Origin of the sequence: Saccharibacillus endophyticus (assembly GCF_013185185.1) — a bacterium.
Lineage (GTDB): Bacteria > Bacillota > Bacilli > Paenibacillales > Paenibacillaceae > Saccharibacillus > Saccharibacillus endophyticus.
This window is the reverse complement of record NZ_JAAZWE010000001.1, coordinates 611782-632714: the sequence shown is the minus strand read 5'-3', so window position 1 is coordinate 632714 and position 20933 is coordinate 611782. Positions and strand designations below refer to the sequence as shown.

19 protein-coding genes are annotated in these 20933 nt (G+C 52.1%); 14 read left to right on the top strand and 5 right to left on the bottom strand.

Annotated features, from left to right (window positions below; translation table 11 throughout):
* Window positions 1-40: 40 nt before the first annotated feature.
* Entirely contained in the window at window positions 41-970 is a 930-nt protein-coding gene (locus HRQ63_RS02895; RefSeq protein WP_172238837.1) for an L-lactate dehydrogenase, read from the bottom strand.
* Window positions 971-1185: 215 nt separating this feature from the next.
* Between HRQ63_RS02895 and HRQ63_RS02890 the strand changes: the two genes are divergently transcribed.
* The 6 genes from HRQ63_RS02890 to HRQ63_RS02865 all read left to right on the top strand — a co-directional run bounded on the left by HRQ63_RS02890 (window position 1186) and on the right by HRQ63_RS02865 (window position 6181).
* The gene (locus HRQ63_RS02890; RefSeq protein ID WP_172238834.1) at window positions 1186-1554 is read left to right on the top strand and encodes a CidA/LrgA family protein; all 369 of its coding nucleotides are present in this window, start codon (window positions 1186-1188) and stop codon (window positions 1552-1554) included.
* A complete protein-coding gene (locus HRQ63_RS02885; RefSeq protein ID WP_172238831.1) occupies window positions 1535-2221 on the top strand; it encodes an LrgB family protein in 687 nt (228 codons plus the stop codon). The genes HRQ63_RS02890 and HRQ63_RS02885 overlap by 20 nt, the downstream gene beginning before the upstream one ends.
* Before the next feature lie 97 nt (window positions 2222-2318).
* A complete protein-coding gene (locus tag HRQ63_RS02880; protein WP_172238828.1) occupies window positions 2319-3608 on the top strand; it encodes a VPS10 domain-containing protein in 1290 nt (429 codons plus the stop codon).
* A 710-nt stretch (window positions 3609-4318) separates the two neighbouring features.
* On the top strand, window positions 4319-4501 hold the full coding sequence (locus tag HRQ63_RS02875; RefSeq protein ID WP_172238825.1) for a hypothetical protein: 183 nt from the start codon (window positions 4319-4321) through the stop codon (window positions 4499-4501).
* A gap of 189 nt (window positions 4502-4690) precedes the next feature.
* Entirely contained in the window at window positions 4691-5437 is a 747-nt protein-coding gene (locus tag HRQ63_RS02870; protein WP_172238822.1) for an SDR family NAD(P)-dependent oxidoreductase, read from the top strand.
* Between the two features lie 339 nt (window positions 5438-5776).
* A complete protein-coding gene (locus HRQ63_RS02865) occupies window positions 5777-6181 on the top strand; it encodes a spore coat protein GerQ (RefSeq protein ID WP_172238819.1) in 405 nt (134 codons plus the stop codon).
* A gap of 121 nt (window positions 6182-6302) precedes the next feature.
* Here the strand turns inward: HRQ63_RS02865 and HRQ63_RS02860 are convergent, their stop codons facing one another.
* Complete coding sequence (locus tag HRQ63_RS02860; protein ID WP_172238816.1) at window positions 6303-7748, bottom strand: glycoside hydrolase; 1446 nt, start codon at window positions 7746-7748, stop codon at window positions 6303-6305.
* Between the two features lie 135 nt (window positions 7749-7883).
* On the opposite strand from HRQ63_RS02860, the gene HRQ63_RS02855 reads away from it, so the two are divergent.
* The 7 genes from HRQ63_RS02855 to HRQ63_RS02825 all read left to right on the top strand — a co-directional run bounded on the left by HRQ63_RS02855 (window position 7884) and on the right by HRQ63_RS02825 (window position 16883).
* Window positions 7884-9329: an alpha-L-fucosidase gene (locus tag HRQ63_RS02855; protein WP_172238813.1), complete on the top strand. Its 1446-nt coding sequence runs from the start codon at window positions 7884-7886 to the stop codon at window positions 9327-9329.
* Between the two features lie 360 nt (window positions 9330-9689).
* Window positions 9690-11159: a DUF6892 domain-containing protein gene (locus HRQ63_RS02850; protein WP_172238810.1), complete on the top strand. Its 1470-nt coding sequence runs from the start codon at window positions 9690-9692 to the stop codon at window positions 11157-11159.
* Window positions 11160-11204: 45 nt separating this feature from the next.
* Window positions 11205-11996, top strand: coding sequence for a class I SAM-dependent methyltransferase (locus HRQ63_RS02845; protein ID WP_172238807.1), 792 nt, complete (start codon window positions 11205-11207; stop codon window positions 11994-11996).
* Window positions 11997-12374: 378 nt separating this feature from the next.
* Complete coding sequence (locus HRQ63_RS02840; protein WP_172240533.1) at window positions 12375-13763, top strand: hemolysin family protein; 1389 nt, start codon at window positions 12375-12377, stop codon at window positions 13761-13763.
* A gap of 208 nt (window positions 13764-13971) precedes the next feature.
* Entirely contained in the window at window positions 13972-14481 is a 510-nt protein-coding gene (locus HRQ63_RS02835) for a PH domain-containing protein (protein WP_172238804.1), read from the top strand.
* Window positions 14478-16202, top strand: a complete 1725-nt coding sequence (locus HRQ63_RS02830; protein ID WP_172238801.1) for a PH domain-containing protein — start codon at window positions 14478-14480, stop codon at window positions 16200-16202. Before HRQ63_RS02835 ends, HRQ63_RS02830 begins: the two co-directional genes overlap by 4 nt.
* A 117-nt stretch (window positions 16203-16319) precedes the next feature.
* Window positions 16320-16883, top strand: a complete 564-nt coding sequence (locus tag HRQ63_RS02825; RefSeq protein WP_172238798.1) for a hypothetical protein — start codon at window positions 16320-16322, stop codon at window positions 16881-16883.
* 98 nt (window positions 16884-16981) lie between these two features.
* Here HRQ63_RS02825 and HRQ63_RS02820 read toward each other — a convergent pair whose 3' ends face one another.
* The 3 genes from HRQ63_RS02820 to HRQ63_RS02810 all read right to left on the bottom strand — a co-directional run bounded on the left by HRQ63_RS02820 (window position 16982) and on the right by HRQ63_RS02810 (window position 19456).
* Window positions 16982-17812: a hypothetical protein gene (locus tag HRQ63_RS02820; protein WP_172238795.1), complete on the bottom strand. Its 831-nt coding sequence runs from the start codon at window positions 17810-17812 to the stop codon at window positions 16982-16984.
* Window positions 17793-18380, bottom strand: coding sequence for an RNA polymerase sigma factor (locus HRQ63_RS02815; RefSeq protein WP_172238792.1), 588 nt, complete (start codon window positions 18378-18380; stop codon window positions 17793-17795). Before HRQ63_RS02815 ends, HRQ63_RS02820 begins: the two co-directional genes overlap by 20 nt.
* Before the next feature lie 272 nt (window positions 18381-18652).
* Window positions 18653-19456 (bottom strand): TraR/DksA C4-type zinc finger protein, encoded by an 804-nt coding sequence (locus HRQ63_RS02810; protein ID WP_172238789.1) that lies wholly within the window; start codon window positions 19454-19456, stop codon window positions 18653-18655.
* A 251-nt stretch (window positions 19457-19707) separates the two neighbouring features.
* Between HRQ63_RS02810 and HRQ63_RS02805 the strand changes: the two genes are divergently transcribed.
* Window positions 19708-20850, top strand: coding sequence for a zinc-dependent alcohol dehydrogenase (locus HRQ63_RS02805; RefSeq protein ID WP_037288494.1), 1143 nt, complete (start codon window positions 19708-19710; stop codon window positions 20848-20850).
* Window positions 20851-20933 lie beyond the last annotated feature (83 nt).

Sequence of the window (20933 nt, the reverse complement as noted above, 5' to 3'; positions counted from 1 at the left end):
CTAGAGAGCAGGGGGCTTTTTACACGCAGGAAAGCTTATTTTACAGATTGACTTTCGCGATTTCCGACTTGAGCTTGTTGGCCGAAGCATTCAGCAGTTCAAGCTCTTTGTCGTTCATCGGAATTTCCAGATGCTCGCGTACGCCGGTGCTGTCGACGACGCAAGGAAGACCGAGGTATACGTCGGAAATGCCGTGATAGTTATCCAGCAAGGTCGAGACGTTAAGAACCGAGCTTTCGTTTTGCAAGATGGCCGTTACGATCCGGTCAAGCGCAAGAGCGATGGCATAGTAAGTCGAGCCCTTGGCATTGATGATCGCGTACGCCGCGTTTTTGGTATTTTCGAAGATCTCGTCTTGCGTAGTCTCCGACAAGGCCAGATCGGCACCCGCAACGTTCGCCATGCTCCATACCGGAAGCTCGGAATCGCCGTGTTCGCCGATGATATGCGCGTGGATACTTCGCGGATCGAGATGTTTTTGCTGACCGATCAGATAACGGAAACGGGCGCTGTCGAGCAGCGTACCCGAACCGATCACGCGATGAGCCGGCCAACCGCTCTTTTTGTACGATACGTACGAGAGGATATCTACCGGGTTCGTCGCGACGAGAATGATCCCGTTATCGTTGTACTTCACGATGTTGCCGATGATTTGGTCGAAAATGCCCGCGTTGCGGTTGAGCAGATCGATACGCGTCTCGCCCGGACGTTGGGCTGCGCCTGCCGCGATGATAATCACGGCCGCGTCTTTGCAGTCGGAATAATCGCCGGCCCAGACTTTCACGCCGCCGACGAAAGGCAGGCCGTGGTTCATATCCAGTGCCTGGCCCAATGCCAATTCCTTGTTCACGTCAATCAAAACGAGTTCGGTCATGCGCTGCCTCAACAGCAGGGTATAAGCGGTAGTTGCTCCTACGTCGCCCGTGCCAATCACGACGACACGGCGGGAACGCGAGGATGGGGTAGTCATGTCCAAATCACTCCATTTCTTCAGGATATGGGATGGGAGGAATAAAAAAGACCCTCTCAACTTTGTAACCAGTTTACACGCTAACAAGCAGCATGTCACGAAATTGTGTCAAATGTCTTTGCGCGAATTCTGTCGAGTTTTGTTATAATGATAAAATGTTTGAACAAGTATCCGGGATTACTGCGGTGAACCGGCGGAAAAGAGGTTGAACGATTATGCGCGGGTTTGCAATCCTACTCGGATTCAGCCTGGCCGGCGTGCTGCTGCACGATGCGTTGCATCTTCCGTTACCGGGCAACGTTATAGGTTTGTTGTTGTTTTTGGCTGCATTATTCGGAAAAGTCGTGAAGTTGGAATGGGTAGAGCAATCCGCGAACTTATTGACGGGGCATCTTTTGCTCTTTTTTATTCCCTATGTGATCGGAGCGGCGGCGCTGATTCCGTTTCTTGGCAACAATGCCGTATCGATCGCGGTTGGCGTGGTCGGAAGTACGTTCGCCGTGCTATGGGTGACCGGGATGGTTGCCAAGAAAACGCAGCCGAAGCAGAAGGAGGTTCCTGAAGATGGAAAACTTTCTGCATGATCCGCTTTTTGGGCTCACCTTAACAATCGGAGCTTACGCCCTTGCCAGAGGGATACAGGCGAGACTGCCTTGGCTGCATCCGATCCTGAGCAGCAGTGCGATCATTCTGATCGTTTTGGGTTTGCTGCGATTCCCGATCGCCGATTTTCAAGGCGAGGTCGGGCTATTGACGAGTTTGCTCGGCCCGGCGACCGTGGCGCTCGGCGTACCGATTTATAAGCATCGCAAATTGATTCGAGAACGGCTCAAAACAATCTCGATTTCCGTGCTTGCGGGATCGATCACGGGCATCGTCAGCGCAGGGCTGCTGGTGTACGCGACCCGCGGCTCGCACGAGGTGCTGCTCAGCATCCTGCCCAAATCGGTCAGCTCGCCGATCGGAATCGAAATCTCCAGATCGCTCGGCGGGACGCCGGAGCTGTCCGTAATGTTCAGCGTCGTAACGGGCGTGCTCGGAGGCGTATTGGGACCGGCCTTTTTATATCGAATCGGTCTCCGGGATCCGGTCTCGTTCGGCTTGGCGATGGGGAGCGCCGCGCATGGTTTCGGTACGGCGCGCAGCTTGCAGGAATCGGAAACGGCAGGCAGCTTCAGCGCGCTCGGCATGGGGCTTGCGGGAATCGTCACTTCATTGCTGTTCGTGCCGATGTATCTGTGGTTGGGCTGAAGAGGACGCAGTTGCGACGGCTATGGTCTTTTATGCTATAATGACGAAGGAATTGCGCTCCGTGCGACATTATTCAAAATCAAAGGGGGCGGCTGCAATGCGGATCAGGCGAAAGGTGCTGCTGCCTCTGCTTGCTATGCTGATTGTGCTGGCCGGATGTACGAGCGACTCTTCGACGGAAGACGCGGCATCCGAACCGACAGTGCAGACGAATACGGCCGATGATGACGGAGGCCAGGAAATTACGCTTGTCGAACCCGAAGAGGGCGGCAGCGCCAGTAAATATGAAGAATACGTGGTGCAGACCCGGTTAACGGAGATGCATCTATTTGACGGGAAGACCGGAATGGCTTGGGGGCTGACTCGAAGCGCGCTTCGGATGTACTTAACCGAAAATAACGGCAAGAACTGGACGCCTTTGTCGCCTTCCGAGCAAGTGACGTTCTCCAATGTGCCCGAGTATGGAAAAGAAGTGTTTTTCACGGACACGAAGCACGGTTGGATTGTACGCAGTGCAGGAATCGCCGAAGAAACGCTCGTTCTGCGCACCTCGGACGGCGGAGAAAACTGGGCGCTTGCGACATTGGGGCGTACCGACGAGTTGCCCGCTGCTTTATCTTTCAGCGATAACGACCGCGGCTGGCTGCTGACAACCAAAACGTCTTCCACTGCGGGCCGCGAGGATAAGACGCTTTATCGGACGTTGGACGGGGGAGAAAGTTGGAATGCGGTCATGCGTACCGCAAGCGATTCCCAACCGAGCGGTTCGGGAAATCCGTTACCGGATATCGGTTACGTATCGGGCATTCATTTCGAGTCCGACGGCAGCGGCTATGCCACGACGCTGGAACTGGGACGGCCTGCGCTTTATCGAACCAAAGACGCCGGGCGCAACTGGTTTAAGTCCTCGTCGTTTTTCCAGGGAGGAGAAAATCCGATCGGCAGTTGCGATGCTTACGTAAGCGGGAAACCGCAAGCGTACGAGACATCGGCAGGTTCCTGGGTACCCGTGGGCTGCAAGCAGCGCGAGAACGTCCAATACCACGGTTATTTCACGCAAAATAACGGAGTGGCTTGGAAACACGCGGCTTTCAAACTTCCTGCTCAGGAATCGCTCAACCTGCAAATTGCTCCGGTATTTATCGATCGCCTAAAAGGATGGATTCCGATCGGCTCGCAGTTCTATCGTACGACCGACGGCGGACAAAACTGGAAACCACTTCCCAAAAGCGACAAACTGGTCGAAAATATGAAGAAGTACCCCGAGATCTTCCAAGTCCAATTCGTCACCGACCAAGTCGGCTGGATCCTGATCGGCAAAACCGAACTGAGACGTTCTCTGCTTCTGCAAACGCTGGACGGCGGCGTCACCTGGCATGTGATTTGATTCGAGAAAACCCTGTCCGTTGAAAGACGCTTGGGCGCTGCGGGGAAAATTACAAGCATAGGCTTCCGAAGTGCATTTCTTCGAAATGCTTCACAAGACGCTGTCTCACTCGGAAAACTAGATTGAAATTTAAGTTGAAGGTTTTCCGAGTTCAAAGGCGTATTGAACTGAATTTTCCCCTCCGCTGTACGCTTCATTTCGGGAAGAGATTTTCTGGGGGGGGTGGGGTTGTCCTAAATAAGGACAACCTTTTTATTTTGTCTAATACTTCGATGTTATTTAAAAAATAATTCGAACAATAAGTGTACTTATGCAGTAAAATCGCATGAGTGCACTTTTTGTGCTTTTCGCCTTTATCTTTTTATAAAAAAGCGAAGGAGAAGCGGAGGGAGAAATTCAGTGAAATACAGGATTTCGAAGAAAACCTGCGGTAACATTCAGTTTTATGTTGACGCCTTTGAACCCGGAAAGACTCCTTATTCAAATCCAATTCAACTTTCCGGGTGAGACAGCGACTTGAACGAATTTCTCCCGCAGCGCCGCACTTTAACCACACAACGAACAGAAAATTTTAATTCATTTCAGATAATGTGAAATAAATCACATTATTCTGCCGAAAAATCTGTTATTTTTTAAATATAAAGAATGCAACAAAACAAAACGACAACTCAAACAACCCTAAACTTAAATTAAATCGAGGAGTGATCCACATGACCACCGCAACTGCCCAACTGACTCGTAACTACCTGAACCTTTGCTACAACTGCGAAGACGCTCACCTTTGCGAAACCGAAGAACAATGCTTGGCTTGCTGGGCTGAACAAGGATTGCTGAACAATGAAGAGAACGAAAGCGCAGAAACGAATCAACTGCTGAACATGTACTACGCGTAATTCCGACGCCCGGATGTGCAGAAGACACATTTTGCACCCCGTTAAGTGAATTTAATCACATAATAAATCCGCTTGCCGGACATCAAGTCTTTCGCCTCACCCCGCGAAGGACTTTTTGCTTTGGTTTCCTTCAGCAAGACGTTTGGGTAATAATAAAGCAGTGAAAACGGGAAGGGAGCTGACAAGAATATGAGTTTTGAATCGATGACGGTGATCGTAACCGGCGCCGCTCAAGGAATAGGAAAGACTGTCGCTAAAAGTTATGCTGAAAAAGGAGCACGTGTCGTGCTTGCCGATACGCAAGAACCCGAAGGAGCCGCAACGGCTGCGGAAATCCGTAATTCGGGCGGGGAAGCGATCTTTATTCCATGCGATGTCTCTAACGAATCGGATATTACCCAACTGATGCGAGAAACGATCGAAGCCTTCGGCCGGATCGATATCCTGATCAATAATGCCGGATTCGGGATTTGGAAGTCTCCGTATGAGTTGACCGTTAAAGAATGGGACGATGTGATGAATACGAATGTCCGCGGCACGTTTCTCGCAACCCGGGAAGCCGCTTTGCATATGCGCAAGCACGGAAAAGGCTCCGTCGTAAACCTATGCTCGACGCGCGCCCATATGTCCGAACCCAATTTCGAAGCCTATGCCGCATCCAAAGGAGCGATCCTCGCTCTGACGCATTCGCTGGCCATATCGCTTGGAGGAGACGGCATTCAAGTCAATTGCATAAGCCCGGGCTGGATCGAAACGAAAGAATACGACCAACTGCGCAAAGAAGATCACAAGCAACATCCGATAGGCAGAGTAGGCACCCCGGAAGACGTCGCCCGCGCCTGCCTGTACATCACGCACCCCGACAACACCTTCCTAACCGGAGCCGAATTGGTCCTGGACGGCGGAATGACGCGGAAAATGATTTACGCCGAATAAGCGAAGTAAGAAGATGTTCAAAGCGGCCTGCGTACCTTGCGCAGGCCTTAAATCATTTTATGTTTTTCTTTTTCTCCTACCACTACAACTAGCGGAGGAGAAATTCAGTTCAAAACGCCTTTGAGCCCGAGAATTGTAGCTCCCACGTCACCTTTTTGCCATATCCCATGTAAAAATAAGGTTTGCCTCTCAGTTTCGTGGGTAATAATAAGGATATAAAGCATGAATTGTACTCTAATCGTAATCTCACCTTCTCTAAATGGACGATACAGCCGGGCGGACGTGAACGCATCTTTATCCATTCGCGGGCATCCGCGCAAAAAACGAGGAGGGATTTATATGGAATATTCCTATTCACCGGTGACTTATCGGATCAGCAGCGGCATGAACGGCATGGCAGGAAGAGGCGGGGTTGGGTTCCGTAATCCGTTGGCCAGATCGGGATCGCCGATGATCGAAGCGTCCATTCCGCAGACCAACTACGAGCAGCCTAACGTGATCTCCACTTTGCAAAATAACCTGGGACGCACAGGCACTTTTTATATCGTACCCGGAATGAATATCGGCTTCATGTCAACTTCGGTCGAAGGACGACTTGAAGCGGCGGGCAGCGACCATGTCGTATTGAGCATCGAATACGGACAGCGTACCGTTGTACCCCTGAATTGCATCGACTATGTGGTATTCAATGATACGACCGGATACTTCTACTCGGGCAACGAAGCCTTTTTCGCCGGACAATAAGTTAACGGTTCGACCCGTGAGCAAATCCAATCCTAACGAACAAAGCGAGGCTTGATGGCCCATGAATGGCAATAAATAAAGACCTTTTCCGACACTCGTCGTGCGGAGAAGGTCTTTTTGGTTATGTTGTTGCAGCCGCCTGATCAATCACATACGTCGTTACCGACTCCGGAACAGCTTCAGCCGTAAAAGTCCCATTGTCCAGCGTTATGGATTCCAGCTCAACCAGATCTTCTTCAGCGCTCGTCCGGTATACGCGTGCTTGAAGCAAGGCACGATCGCCAGACGCGGCTAATCCCTTTAACCGATAAGCGTAGCTGGCCGATTCCGTATCGCTGTCGTTATAGGTGACGATCGTCAGACGATTCGCAGCAGAGTCGAGCGCCGCGAGCGACTTCTCGCTATCGTTATGAACAATGACGCTTCCCGGACGAATGAATGTACTGTAGTTGCCGAGTGCATAATATTGCTTGTACATAGAGTAAGACTCTGATTCATTATGTTCAAACGGAGCAAAAATCAATCCCCACGTGCTGACATTGCTTTCGACAGCTTGCCAATACACCCAGGCTTCAGAGCGCATGATTTTCAAATCTTTGGTGATGCTTTGAGCTAATCGTTTTGCGCCTGCCATCGAATGCGGATCGTCCGTCGGGTGAGCCCCGTTTTCAAAGCCGACTTCGGACATCCAAAGCTTTTTCCTATCGGATGTAACCGCCTTCATAAAATCTTCCGGATCATAGCTTGAATCATTGTACGTGTGGGTATTTACCTGCGGGATCAGTGCTTTCACCTCAGGCGAGAAGGCGTTCCACGTATTCAGCGCCATCTCGACAAACGATTCATCGGATGCGCTGATCGAGGTATCCGAAAGTCCGGCCTCCTGTAAAGCCGCAACAGCCTCTCGAATCACGATTTGCTGCTGTTCAGGCCGAATCTGTGCGCCTTCTTGCTTCGTAATCCGATGCTTCCACCAGCCTGCAACGGGTTCGTTGAACGGAGCAAGCGTGCGGAACGTAAGCCCATGTTCATCTCGAAAATGCCGGACAACCTCAACCAGATAACGAGCGAATTCGCGTTCCGAGCCGGGTTTTAAGTTATCTCCGCCATCGATGCCTCCCGTCGTCGCGCCTTGCGCGCCGTCCGGCTGCCGCGGATCGTACGCAAGAGTCATCCACCAGGGCGGGCAGTTGGAAAAGGCTTCAAAGATCGGTTCATCGGTCACGTCGCGAATCAACTCCACGATCTCCCGCTGATTCGCATCTCGCGACCAATCCCAGCTTCCGTCTTCGTTTTGAAAAGATAAAATCGCCTTGCTGTAGTCCAAATAAGGATCTTCCGTGTCTTTCGTGCCTCCGATATTGTAACGAGCGATATTCATGCCCAATCCCGATTCCGCAGAATATAGCTTTTCCACAATCTCGCGTCTACGTGCCTCGCTCCACCCTCCCAGCACATTGGCCCACCAGGCGAGAGACGTTCCCCAACCTTCAAAAGTCTGATGCTTGACGGACAGATCGATCTCGATCGAGGATAAAGCAGCATTTTCGGCTTGTTCGTTCCCCATGATTCGCCTCCTTCAGATTCGAATTCTTCTATAGTATAACCGGGAATCATTCGTCTCGCTCTGAAAACGCGCATCTTTCATGCAGATCGGTTATGCTTTTGGAGTGAACCTTTTTAGCGGAAAGGAAGTGCTGTAGTGGACTTGCATGACATCGCGAAAGTTGCTCCATCGGCCAGACAACTCGCTTGGCAGCGTTTGGAGTTCTATGGATTTATTCATTTCGGAATGAACACGATGACCGGACGCGAATGGGGCGAAGGCCATGAGGACCTATCGATCTTCGATCCCCGGTCGCTCGATGCAGAGGAATGGGTGGCGATTCTTGCGGGTTCCGGCATGCGGGCAGTGATTTTGACCTGTAAACATCATGACGGATTCTGTCTGTGGCCGAGCGAATACTCGAAGCATACCGTTGCCTGCACTCCTTGGCGCGACGGCAAAGGCGATCTGGTGCGGGAAGTATCGGAAGCCTGCCGGAAATACGGGTTGAAATTCGGGGTCTATCTCTCTCCCTGGGACCGGACGGAAAGCAGCTATGGAGAAGGAGCCGCTTACGACAACTTCTATGTCCGCCAACTGACGGAGCTGTTGACGAATTACGGCGAGGTTGGATGCGTATGGCTGGATGGAGCGAACGGAGAAGGAGCCAGCGGAAAAAAGCAGTTTTATAACTGGGAGCTGTACTACGAGACGGTTCGCCGTTTGCAGCCGGATTGCGTGATCAGCGTATGCGGACCGGATATCCGCTGGGTCGGCAACGAGGCGGGACAGACGCGGAATCAGGAATGGAGCGTCGTGCCTGCGCCGCTGCGCGATGCGGAGAAGACGGCCGAGAAGTCGCAGCAGGCCGACGATGGGGAGTTCTCGCGTTCTTTCGATTCGATGGAAGAAGACTTGGGCAGCAGGCAGGCAATTGAATCTTACGACGGCGAATGGGTCTGGTATCCCGCGGAAGTGAACACTTCGATTCGTCCCGGTTGGTTCTACCATCAGGAAGAAGACGAACGGGTTCGCAGCGGCGAAGAATTGTTCGGGATTTATCTGAATGCGGTCGGGGGGAATGCGACGTTTCTGCTGAATGTACCGCCCGATGCGCAGGGACGTATCGCTAAGCCGGATCGTTTGGCGCTGGAGGACCTCGGGCAGAGAATATCGCAGCTTCGGGATCCTTCGTTGATGCAGGGAGTGAGCGTACGAACTTCAAGCGGACAAGCCGGTGTTGAACTCGTTTCCTCTGCCCATTCAGGCGAGAACGATTCATTTTGGCAGCCGGAAAAGAGAGACGTTGATCCTTGGGTGGAACTAACGTGGGAGCAATCGCAGTGGATTGATACCTTGAGTCTCGGGGAATATTTGCCGGCAGGACAACGGATTGAAGCCTTTGAAGTATTGGCTAGGCCGGTAGATGCTCATCAGGAAACCGTTGGAGAATGGAAGCAGATTACAGAAGGCGGAATTGTGGGGCATCTTAAAATCTTGCGTTTTGAGCCTGTACAAACTGCGCAAATCCGAGTCGTTATGAAGCAATACCGGGAATTTCCGACATTGTCTCGATTGTTCGTAAACTTCCTTCATTCGTAATCCAACCAAAGCCGGAATCGGTGCGTCTATCAAGAGGGATGCGCGCATTCCGGCTCTTCGGCTTTGAAAAGAATGCAGAAAGCCTTATGATAGAGATAGGCTCAAGGTCTTACATATTGCTGTCATGCATAACCGAACAACCATTTTCACGAGCACTAATTTCAACAAAACAGGCCTTTTGTCTGATCGATAAGGGAGGTATCGTTGACGGAATGCAAAGAACGGCAAAAATCTTCCGGCATTTCGTTAGAATTCTAAAGGATTCCAAAAAGCCGGACTAGTACAGGGGGTAAACTAAATGTTACTATTATAGGAACAAAAATTGTTACGTAATGGACATATGTACTGGGAGGAAATACGATGACCAAGCTCCAAGCCCTGCTTCGGGCAAATCCCGACGAAGAGCCCTCGGAACTCTCGCACCGATTGCTGAATCGGTTGCAAGGATTCACGCCTGAACCGGAAGGTCGGGCAATAATCGAGGCTTCTTTCGAGTGGGTGGACGATTTCGAGCTTGAGGAAGAGAACCAAAAGCGCGTGGATGAACGGATCAACGAAGCGTGGTCGATGTTTGTCCTGCTAACCGTCGAGGAACGCGCATGGTTTTATGACACGATGCTGAATATTTTGGAAAAAGAACCGTTCACAGAAGCAATATCCGCACGAAAAACAGCCAAATTAACCGAGCTGTTTGCACTTCGCAAGGCCTCGCTCGAAAGTTCCTATGCGCTTCGGGATGAGTTGCGATCCAGCCATACGCGTGTACTTGGGCTGCTGCGCGAATGGATTGAGAAGGGGACGGGTGCCGATCAGCGCGATCCGGTTTTTCACGGGCTTTCACGCGCCGCCGCAGCACTGTTTGAAATCTATTTCAACCATCCGCATTATATGGATGATGATGATCTGCGTTCGGAAGCCTCAATTTTGCTTCCGGAGTTGATTCGAACGTTCTATCCGGCTTGCAATCATGTTCATGTCTATATGTTGGGGTACCATCCCGGGTATGCGGAAGAGATTGCGCAGCTTATTAACTTCTATCTGGAGCTGGATCAATCCAGCGATAGTAAGGGCAAAGCTTATTTCAGTCTGGCTTCTTCGTTTATGGGCGAGGGAGCTGCCGTGCTTGAACGCGGCATTCGCCCCGTGTTGGATGCACTTGCACGGTATATGCCTGCATGGTCGGATGAACAATTCGACGAATTTATCGATACGTTTATCTATTATCCTCTGCTGCGCCAGCCTTTGCTTCAGATCGCCAGATCCAATGATCGGCGACTGGTGCTTGATTTGACCGTTACCCAACATCGCAAGACCGCTCTGGCCGCGAAAGCCGCGGAGACGCTCCGGCAGGCGAATGCGATTATTGCGCAGATCGAAGCCGACAGCATGCCAAGCACCAAAAATGGGGTCAAGGGGATCTCATTCGCGGATTTTAACTTTAAGCTTGCGGTTATCGAAGAATTGATGTACAAACAAAACGTGTTGACTCCGCGTTTCGACGTAGGCGTATTCGTCCAAGAGTATGCACTGCGCGAGATATCGATTGCCGAAGAAGGAGACCGACCGATTCCTGAGGTTCGAGAGTATTTCGAGCGCCTGGTATTGACGGAGGAGGACTTATCGAAAGTCACGAAGCTTGTTATCGGCAGCGGGCAGCAGGTTCAGCTTCAGATTATTCCGTTCTGGAACGGAGAAGACGGCTGCTTCGACGTGCATACGCTTGAAGATCTTCAGCATTTGCCGAACCTGCGCGTGCTTCAAACGATTCGATTGCTGAAAGCTGATTCGGCTCCGGCAGTCGAACGCGGAATAATTTTGGTTCAGGATTAGTGCGTCGTTCAGCGATCTGAGCGCGGTATCGAAAGGAAGTCGAATATGAACAACCAAGAACAACAGAATGCTGCCCATCCTTTCAACGAAGAGGCCTGGAATCGGGAAACGTACGAGGCTTGGGTTCAACGCTTCGGAAGGCCCGATGAAGCGGCAGACAGAATCGGCAAGCAGCCATTGAAATCGTTGTCCGTGCTGGGAGACGCGATCGGCGATCCTTCAGGCAAACGAATCATGAACCTGATGGGCTCCAACGGAAGCAAAGCGGTTGCACTTGCGCTGCTCGGTGCTTCGGTTGCCGTCGTCGACTTTTCGCCGGGCAATCATCGTTATGCGTTGGAGTTGGCAGAAGCGGCGGGCGTTCCCCTGGATTATATGATTTCGGATGTGCTCAAGCTGGACGTGACGAATCTCGCCGGAACCTTCGATATCGTATTTGCGGAAATGGGCATCCTGCATTACTTCACGGACCTGAATCCGTTTATGAACGTGGTTCAGACGCTGCTCGCGCCTGGTGGACGATTTGTGCTTCGCGATTTCCATCCGGTTTCGACGAAGCTGATTTCTTCGCGCGGAACGACGGCCAAGATTCGCAAGCATAAGGTAGACGGGGATTACTTCGATACGTCGCTGGAAGAACAAGAAGCTTCCTTTGCCAAATACGCGGAGGGCGAACCGCCGAAGGTTCTGCTTCGCAAATGGAATCTCGGGGAGATCGTGACCGCGGTAGCTCAAAACAGCCTTGTGATCGTTCGGCTTGATGAGGAACCCAACTTATCCGGCGACAGTTTCGACAAAGGCATTCCGAAGACATTCACCTTAATCGCGCATAAATAATCGGAGGAACCGCCGTAAAAGCGTGAGCGAGACCGTGCGGGAACGCCAGAAGTGAGAATGGGTCGAGAAAATAGGCTTTAAACCGCCCTCAGGGCGGTTTTTTGGCTTTTTTGACCTTTCATTCCTATTTTGCTGCGGGTAACTAACAATTATAATTGAACGTATAGCTAAAAAGAAACGGAGTGAGCTAAATTGGGGAGTTGCTAGTTTGGGTCGACAGACCGCAAAATAAGCATTTTTCGGAAAAGGCGAAACAAAATGACTCAGGAAAACGAAGGAGGTGGACCCGTTTTCCGATAGCGTAACGCTTGGATAAGCGGCGCGGAAACGGGATGTATATTGACTAGTGACCCCTTGCCAGGTTGGTTAAGTATTTTAATGGTCGTGCTGCTTGTAGGTTTGAACGGATTTTTTGTAGCGGCGGAATTCGCGATGGTGCGTTTGCGCGAAAGCCGAATTGCCACGATGGCGGACAGCGGCAGCAAGCGTGCCGGTTTTGCCCGAAGCATGGTGCAAAACCTGGATGCGTATCTGTCGGCGTGTCAGCTCGGGATTACGCTGGCTTCGCTTGGACTCGGTTGGATCGGGGAACCGGCGGTCGCGTCGTTCCTGCGCCCGTTGTTCCATAGCTTCGGCTGGAACAACGAAGCGGCGATTCACGGAACGTCCGTCGCGATCGCATTCATCATCATCACGATGCTGCATATCGTGATCGGGGAATTGGCTCCGAAGTCGATGGCGATCCGCAAAACGGAAGCGGTAGCGTTGACGGCAGCGGCTCCGATGGTCGTTTTCTACAAAATCATGTATCCGTTTATCTGGGTCCTGAACGGAATGGCGAACGGTCTGCTCAAGCTGCTGCGGATCGAGCCGGCTTCCGAACTGGATTCTGCGCACACCGAAGAAGAAATCCGGATTCTGGTGAAGGAAAGCAACAAGAACGGGCTGATCGATAATACGGAAATGGCGCTCGTGGACAATATCTTCGAATTTGCCGACACCACGGCGCGCGAAGTGATGATTCCGCGAACGGAAATGATCTGCTTATACACCAATTTGTCGTATGAGGAAAATCTTGAAGCAGCTTATGACGGTATGCGAACCCGCTATCCGGTATGCGAACAGGACAAAGACCATATCATCGGCTTTATCCATATCAAGGATCTGATGCGTTCGCCGGGCGCCGATTATGATCAGCTGATTCGTCCGATTATCGCCGTGCCGGAATCGATCCGGATCAGCGAACTGATGAAGCTGATGCAGCGCAGCCGTACGCAAATCGCGATGCTGGTCGATGAATACGGCGGTACGGCCGGACTTGTTACGCTGGAAGATATCATGGAAGAGATCGTAGGCGAGATTCAGGACGAATTCGACGAAGAAGAACGCCCTGAATTCGAGCAAGCCGGAGAGTTCAGCTATTCGATCGACGGCATGATGCTGATCGAAGACGTGAACGATCAATTCGGTTTCGAGCTCGACTTTGACGACTATGACACGATCGGCGGCTGGTTGTATGCCCGGATCGATGCGCTGCCTCCGCAAAAAGGACAGTCGGTCGATCACGAAGGGTGTACATTTATCGTGGATGAAACGGAGCAGAAGCGGATTTCGCGGGTGAGGATCTTGAAGCCGCTGCCTGAGGAAGATCGCATGCCGGAACGCGAGACGGATACGGCCGATTCGGAGCTGCTCGGTGAAGAACTGGAAACCGAAGCAGCGATGTCTACGGCTTTGACAGCGAAAAGGGTTGAAGCAGGCGCGTAATCACAAGCTTGATTCGTGCCGGAAAGCGGCACAGTATAGGGAAACGAAAAACAGAGAGGCCGCCGGAATTATTCGGCGGTCTTTTTTCCATATATGCAACTTGAACCTACCTGTTTGCGTATCCCTTTCAGGTACATGAAGAAGCGATAGCATATGTTTGACTTCAATCTGAAATATCGCTACGCTTTAAGGCATGGAGGGGAAAATAATGGAATCGAATGAAGAAAAGCAACAAAGAGGCGAAGAACGTTTCCGGCGCCTGCACCCGGATTGGATTGCAGCTTCGCGACTTGGGAGCGCCTGCTTCTACATATTTCCGCTGCTTATAGCGGCTGCGCTTGCCGTATTAGGCGCTATTTTCGAATGGAGCTGGCTGCCGCTGTGGCTCGGGGGTCTGGTTACCTTGGTTTTTGCGTTGTTATTCATTTTTGCCACGTTCCGGGTTCCGGTGATCCGCTATAACCGGTTCGGTTTCGCGATCTTCGAAGAAGAAGTCGAAATTCGCAAAGGGCTGTTCTTTATCACGGAGACGCTGATTCCGATGACCAAGGTCCAGCATGTGAAGCTGGAAAGCGGCCCGATCCTTCGCAAGTACGGCTTGGCCGAACTGAAGGTCGTGACGGCGGCGACTACGCATTCGATTGCCGGACTAAAAGCCGGGGAAGCGGAAAGCTTGAAACGGACGATCGGGGAATTGGCTCGGAGGACGGAAGAATGAGCGGCCCGAAGCGGCTGTCTCCGCTGTATATCGTCTTTTCCATACTCAAGCTGATCCGCAGTCTGCTTCCGCTTCTGTTCATCTTCGGCATTCAGTTCGTGGCAGACGGAAAATTCCCGCCTGCTTTGTATTGGGTGATGGGCGGCGCGTTGTTCTTGATTCTTCTGACAGGCGCGATGGAAATCGTCGGTTGGAAAAGGTTCACGTACGAGGAAGAGTCGGACCGAATTACGATTCGCAAAGGTCTGATCCAACGCAGCGAGAAAATTATTTATTACTCGCGTATTCATTCCGTGAGCCAAGAACAGCCTCTGATCCAGCGACTGCTGGGCGTCGTGCAATTAAAGATCGAGACGCCGGGCGGCAGCGAAGGGGATGCCGTGCTGCCCGTGCTTCGGCGCGAGGAAGCGGAGCGGCTTCAGCGCGTGCTGAACGAGCGCTCTATTGCCTTCCCCGATCAGGCCGATGATGCGGCCGCAGGGATCGCGGCAAGCGAAAGCGGCCCGGACCAGGCCGCCAATGAGTTTCCGGTCCAAGCATGGGGACCGGAAAGAATGGACGGAGCACCGTGTGCTCCGTCCGGCGCTCCTCATGAAGCAGGAGCGCCTCTTCCGAATCGAGCGCCGCGCGATTCGGCCGTTCCGGGCGAATCCGGCGCGGCGGACGGCTTCGCCCCGCCGGATTCGCTCGCGCCGCAGGCACGCCCCGCCGAAGGCGGGCCTGCGGCGCAACATCCTTCGGTCGCGGCCGACGCTCGACCGAAGACCCGCGAGCCGGAGCTGCTCTACCGGCTCGGACCCGGCCGCCTATTCCTGGCGGCTCTCACCGAGATGAATCTCGGCCTGGCCGTCGCCTTCGTGGCCGGTATCGTTTCCTTCGCGGACGACCTGCTGCCGGATCGCTGGGTCAACCAACTGGTAAGCAACGCGCAAGCCTACTTCACCGGCATCAAAGCCATTTTGATCATTGCTGCGGCGGCGCTTATCGCTGCATGGCTGTTGTCGCTCGTGCTGTTCATCGTCAAATTCGCCGGCTTTTCCTTGTACAAGGACGGGGAGCGACTTTCGGTGCGCTACGGATTGCTCGAACGCAAGCAATTTTTATTCGATCCTTCCCGAGTTCAGGCCGTAACGATCAGAGAGGGCTGGCTGCGGCAAGCAATAGGTTACGCGCATGTCGAGGTCAACGTGGTGTCTTCTTCAAGCGAGAAGGAGACTCCGGCGCTGCATCCGTTTATTCCCCGGGCTCAGATCGCGAATTTGCTGGAACAGACGATCCCGCAGTTTTCGTTCGCCGCTGCGGAATTGAAGCCTCCGAAACGCGCGTTCCTCGGCTATGTGCGAATCGGGTTGATCGTAACGATCATCTTGTCCGCGGTCTTGATATACTTTTTCCCGCATATGGGCTTGTGGTCGCTGCTGCTGATTCCGATCGTATTCGGTCTGGATTACTGGAGTTTCCGCACGAGCGGAGCCGCTTTGGACGGAGATCGGCTGACAATCGTTAATCGGGCGATCGCCAAACAGACGCACTGCACACTGAAACGGCATATCGTGGCTTTCCGGGTCGGGGGCAGCCGTTGGCAGAGAAGAGGGCAGATGCTTAATATCAAAGCTCATCTGCTGGGCGGCTCCGGAGGTTCTTCCATCGGCGTTTCCCGATTGAAAGCTTCGGATGCGCAACAAATCTATGAGTGGTACCGCCGAGGGCGGCAAAGTTGAGCATTTTATGAAGTTCTAAAAATAAATTAAAATAATTTGGAGAAAACAGGAACCGATTCGGTTCCTGTTTCGTTATATAACTATGCAACACATTTACATAGGAAAAGGGGAATAAAAATGAATATAAACAAAAAAACTCATTTTTTTAAGCTTCTAGCTATCCCTGCTATCGCTTTGGTTACTGCGTCGCTCATTGCTCCCGGGGTCGGGCAAGCATCGGAATCAGAGCCTACGACAGACCATATTTTTACGACACTGCCGGAAAAATCGTTAAATGAATCTTTGATGGAGCCCGGCGCGCTTACGCCGCCACCACCGCCGACCTTATATTACGAAGGTTTTACATCAAGTTTAATAACCAGCCAGTATCTGGTTTCGGCATACAGTAACCTTTCGATATCGGGCAGCTCTTCGCTGCAAATTTCCGCCGAAACAAAAAGCTCGGCTTCCGCTTCTCAAGGCGGCGTCACGGTCGGCCTCGAACGCTGGACAGGCAGCGATTGGGTGGAGTTCGGAAAAACGCGAACCAAAAGTTCGGCGCTTGCGTATAACAGTCTGAATTACGCCTCCAACGTGACGAAAGGTTATTATTATCGAATCAAATCCGATCATTGGGCATCCAGCGGAATCAATAAAGAAAGTCGTACGCTCTACAGCAGCACCGTATTCGTGTCTAACTAATAATCTTGTCAATCCGCGGCAAAAAAGCTTCCTCCCGTTCGGGAAGAAGCTTTTTATTTGAAATCATGCGATCCCTCGCACAATCATGCTTTACGCTCTTAAGGTTCCCCGTCCACGATGTGTCCGGCAATTTGAAGAAACTCTTCTTCCGTCAAGGATCCGTTGACCATAATATCAAGCTTCCCGCGAATGGTATGAACCAAGCTGTTGTATTCCCTGCCGACATACTGGGCTTCGAGTCCGTTGTCCAATATAACTTCCTTAAGCTCGCCGGGACCGAAACCGTACGTTCCGTTTTCTTCGTTCTCCAATAATCGGATATTGAACATGGCTTCGCGATTTCCGTCACCCCGATACAAAAGGGTATACCCTTTGGGTGTCGAACCGTCATCGGGAACGGATAAATAAACTTGGTCCAACTTGAGATCGGCCGGAATCCGAGGGAACTCGGGCATCGTATACGGAAGTTTTTCGCGAACTTCTTCCAGAGTGGCCGGTTGGCTCTCGGTAGTCACGAAATCCGTGATGACCCCTTCTTCGGAATCGCTGGTTTCCGAAGTGGAGATCGGTTCTTGAATGCCTTCCGGAGGAGGAGGAGTCAGCGCGCCTTCCGTTTCGAGCGGCTTCTTTTCCCCGGTCGTCAGCGCGATTTCGCCTGTACTCCACGTATACAAGGTCTGATAAATCGGCGTCAATGCTCCGGTCCGTACCGGTTCCGAGAACACGACCGATCCGAGCAGGATTAGTCCGGCCGCCGCTCCGGTCAAACGAACCATGCGCTTGCGTCTTCTTCTCGAAGTATGCTGCATACGGTGCTGCTGCACGCGCTGCCAGGATGCCCGGCGGGATTTCGGGTCAACCGGCGATGCGGAATTCACGGCGCGTTCAAAGGCTTCATCGAACAGCTCGTCAAATTTTTCGTCTTTCATCGCTGCCCTCCCATTCTTTGCGCAGCACCTTGCGCATATTTTCCCTTGCCCTGAAGAGCCTCTGCCTGATGATGTCTTCGCTGGTGCCAAGCGAATCGGCGATTTCCTTGTACGACATGCCGTATTTCCAGCGATATAGAATGATCGCGCGGTATTCCGGCTTCATTTCTTCGAGATGCCGCAGGATCGCTTCCTCCATCATCCGTACCTCGACCGTTTTCTCGGTCGAAGCTCCGGCATCCTGCTTAGCCTCTATATGATTAAGAACGCTATCCGCTTCCACATGGTTACGGTGTCTTTTGTTTTTTCTTAAATCATTGATTGCGCTGTTTCGCGTTACGACCTTGAGCCAAGCGAAAAACTTGGATTCGTTCTCGAATTCGGGTCTTCGGCCGATCAATTTCAAGAAAGCTTCTTGAATGACGTCTTCGGCCGCCGCGTGATCCCGCACAATGTAAAATACGGCTCCGTAGGCCAGATCATAGTATTCGTTATATATCAGCTCCTGCATGCCTTCGTCAAGTTCGTCGAATTCATGGCTGAGGAGCATCTGAAGATGCTGAGCCATATTTGCTCCTTTCCCGGTTGCGTTCCGAACGAATCAGGCTGCTTACGATCCTGTTCATGTATGTAAGCCTACTCGTCGGAACGGAAGAAATTAATTTAATATTCTCCTATTCTACATGAAAGAAGGAAGAAGGTGGGCTTTTTATTATGATATAATGAATCATTTTTGGACATTCGATTACCTTTTGCACAATTATTCAAAAAATTTACCGCATAAAAAAGCCTCGGATAGAGATCCGAGGCTTTGCTTTATGATATCCGTCCATGAACTTTTTATTCGTCGCTGCTTCTTTTTCCGGACTTGACGCCGTCACGTTCAATCGCCTGTTCCAGAGCGGCTTCGGTTTCGACCGCTTCGTCGATTTCGGCGATCGCTTCGCCTTCGCCGGCTTCGACGTATTCGCGCTCGGCGCGCGTCATTTCCACGCTGCGGTTTCCTCCGGTCATATCGTTCGCCGTGAAGTTCTCGTAGGATTCGACCGCGCCTTCGCCTTCGTTGTTGTCGCTCGATAGCTGATCGTAGCTTTCGACGTCGCGTTTGGTGGACATGGCGGGCGAGTCGGCATTTCCGTAGCTCTCGACCGTCTGCCAAGCATCCGAGTCGTCGAATTTGCCTGCATGAGCCTGACGGTTTTCTCCCGCGCCCGAAGGAGGAGGCGTCATGACGTCTTCTTCGACCGGACGGTAATCCGTGATCGGATTATTTTCCGGCGTCGTATCGACGTTGTAGGCCGTATACGGAACGGCTTCAAGCCGCTCGAACGGAATCTCTTTGCCGGTCTTCGCGTCGACGCCGTAACTGCCGTCTTCAATACGTTGAAGCGCGGCATTGACCTCGTCGAGGCGATCGGAAAGATCGCTGTCGATCGCCATGTCCCGGCTGCGCTCGAATTCTTCGGTGCCCAGATCGGCCGGATGGTTATCGACGGAAGATAATTCGCCCGTGGAATCGCGCAGAGACGTCTCGAAGCCTTCCGTCGTATCCTCCGAATTGCCGAAATGCTGCTCCAGCTCGCTTTTTTGTTCCAGCAAAAGATTTTTCAGCGTGTCGATCTGGGAGTCGTTTAAGTGTTTCATGATGTAAGCCTCCATTCGTAGTCGGTTCCTAGCGATCCGATTGCAAGCTGCAAGATCAGGCTTGCACCGTCGCTTTCTTTCTCTTTTATACCCGTACGGCAGGCGAACCAATCTTCGGCGAAAAAGGAACGGCCGGCAAACCTCGCGAATCGGCAAACCGAGAAAATAATGTTAACTCGTTCTCGATTTCGTTTAATGAGGAAAAGAAAGCCTTTTACAAAACTTTTCAGTCAAAAGGAGCGATGGGCGATATGAAAGCACTCACTTATCAAGGCAAGCGCAAGGTGAAAGTGAAAGACGTAGCGACGCCAAAGCTCGAAAAACGCGACGATATTCTGATTCGCGTCACTTCGACTTCGATTTGCGGTTCGGACCTGCATTTGTTCAACGGCGAAATTCCGGGCATGACCGACGACTATATCATCGGGCACGAACCGATGGGCATCGTCGAAGAAATCGGAAGCGACGTGACGCATGTCAAAAAAGGCGACCGCGTCATTATTCCGTTTAACGTATCCTGCGGGCAATGTTTCTTCTGTCAGAATCAGATGGAAAGCCAGTGCGACAACGCCAACGAAAATCCGGCCAAAGACACGGGCGCGATGCTCGGCTATTCGCATACGTACGGCGGCTTCGCGGGCGGCCAAGCCGAGCTGTTAAGAGTGCCTTACGGCAATTTCGGTCCGCTCGTGATTCCGCCGGACGCGGAAGTAACGGACGAGCAGGTGCTGCTGCTGTCCGACGTCATTCCGACCGCTTACTGGAGCGTGGACAATGCGGGCGTCAAAAAAGGCGATACGGTCATCGTGTTGGGCTGCGGGCCGATCGGGCTGATGGTGCAAAAATTCGCGTGGCAAAAAGGAGCAAAACGCGTCATCGCGGTCGATCACGTGGAGTACCGCTTGGAACATGCGCGCCGCACGAACCGCGTCGAGACGTTCAACTTCATGGAAAACGACGATCTGGACAAGCATTTGCTCGAAATCACGAGCGGCGGGGCGGACGTGGTCATCGACTGCGTAGGCCTGGATTCCGAGAAAACGTTCATGGAAAAAGTGGAAACGAAGCTCAAACTGCAGGGCGGCGGTCTCGGCGCGTTCCATATGGCTTCCAACGTCGTGCGGAAATTCGGTACGATCCAGGTAACGGGCGTCTACGGACTGCGCTACAACAACTTCCCGTTCGGTCATATCTTCGAGCGCAACGTGACGATCAAGACGGGACAAGCCCCGGTCATCCACTATATGCCGGAACTTTTCAACCAAATCAAAACGGGACAGCTTGATCCGACCGACATTATTACGCACCGCCTGTCGCTGGACGAAGCGGAGCATGCCTACGATATCTTCGACAGCAAGAAGGAAGACTGTATCAAGGTCGTGCTTAAACCGTAATGAAATAAAGTCGCCTTTCGTCATTTCCAAGCAAAGAAAAAGCCCTCCGATTTCCCCGAAAGGGAATGGAGGGCTTTCGTTAT

Coding starts and splice junctions, on each gene's coding strand:
- HRQ63_RS02895 (WP_172238837.1), bottom strand. CDS start 970: ATGACTACCCCATCCTCGCGTTCCCGCCGTGTCGTCGTGATTGGCACG.
- HRQ63_RS02890 (WP_172238834.1), top strand. CDS start 1,186: ATGCGCGGGTTTGCAATCCTACTCGGATTCAGCCTGGCCGGCGTGCTG.
- HRQ63_RS02885 (WP_172238831.1), top strand. CDS start 1,535: ATGGAAAACTTTCTGCATGATCCGCTTTTTGGGCTCACCTTAACAATC.
- HRQ63_RS02880 (WP_172238828.1), top strand. CDS start 2,319: ATGCGGATCAGGCGAAAGGTGCTGCTGCCTCTGCTTGCTATGCTGATT.
- HRQ63_RS02875 (WP_172238825.1), top strand. CDS start 4,319: ATGACCACCGCAACTGCCCAACTGACTCGTAACTACCTGAACCTTTGC.
- HRQ63_RS02870 (WP_172238822.1), top strand. CDS start 4,691: ATGAGTTTTGAATCGATGACGGTGATCGTAACCGGCGCCGCTCAAGGA.
- HRQ63_RS02865 (WP_172238819.1), top strand. CDS start 5,777: ATGGAATATTCCTATTCACCGGTGACTTATCGGATCAGCAGCGGCATG.
- HRQ63_RS02860 (WP_172238816.1), bottom strand. CDS start 7,748: ATGGGGAACGAACAAGCCGAAAATGCTGCTTTATCCTCGATCGAGATC.
- HRQ63_RS02850 (WP_172238810.1), top strand. CDS start 9,690: ATGACCAAGCTCCAAGCCCTGCTTCGGGCAAATCCCGACGAAGAGCCC.
- HRQ63_RS02845 (WP_172238807.1), top strand. CDS start 11,205: ATGAACAACCAAGAACAACAGAATGCTGCCCATCCTTTCAACGAAGAG.
- HRQ63_RS02840 (WP_172240533.1), top strand. CDS start 12,375: ATGGTCGTGCTGCTTGTAGGTTTGAACGGATTTTTTGTAGCGGCGGAA.
- HRQ63_RS02835 (WP_172238804.1), top strand. CDS start 13,972: ATGGAATCGAATGAAGAAAAGCAACAAAGAGGCGAAGAACGTTTCCGG.
- HRQ63_RS02830 (WP_172238801.1), top strand. CDS start 14,478: ATGAGCGGCCCGAAGCGGCTGTCTCCGCTGTATATCGTCTTTTCCATA.
- HRQ63_RS02825 (WP_172238798.1), top strand. CDS start 16,320: ATGAATATAAACAAAAAAACTCATTTTTTTAAGCTTCTAGCTATCCCT.
- HRQ63_RS02820 (WP_172238795.1), bottom strand. CDS start 17,812: ATGAAAGACGAAAAATTTGACGAGCTGTTCGATGAAGCCTTTGAACGC.
- HRQ63_RS02815 (WP_172238792.1), bottom strand. CDS start 18,380: ATGGCTCAGCATCTTCAGATGCTCCTCAGCCATGAATTCGACGAACTT.
- HRQ63_RS02810 (WP_172238789.1), bottom strand. CDS start 19,456: ATGAAACACTTAAACGACTCCCAGATCGACACGCTGAAAAATCTTTTG.
- HRQ63_RS02805 (WP_037288494.1), top strand. CDS start 19,708: ATGAAAGCACTCACTTATCAAGGCAAGCGCAAGGTGAAAGTGAAAGAC.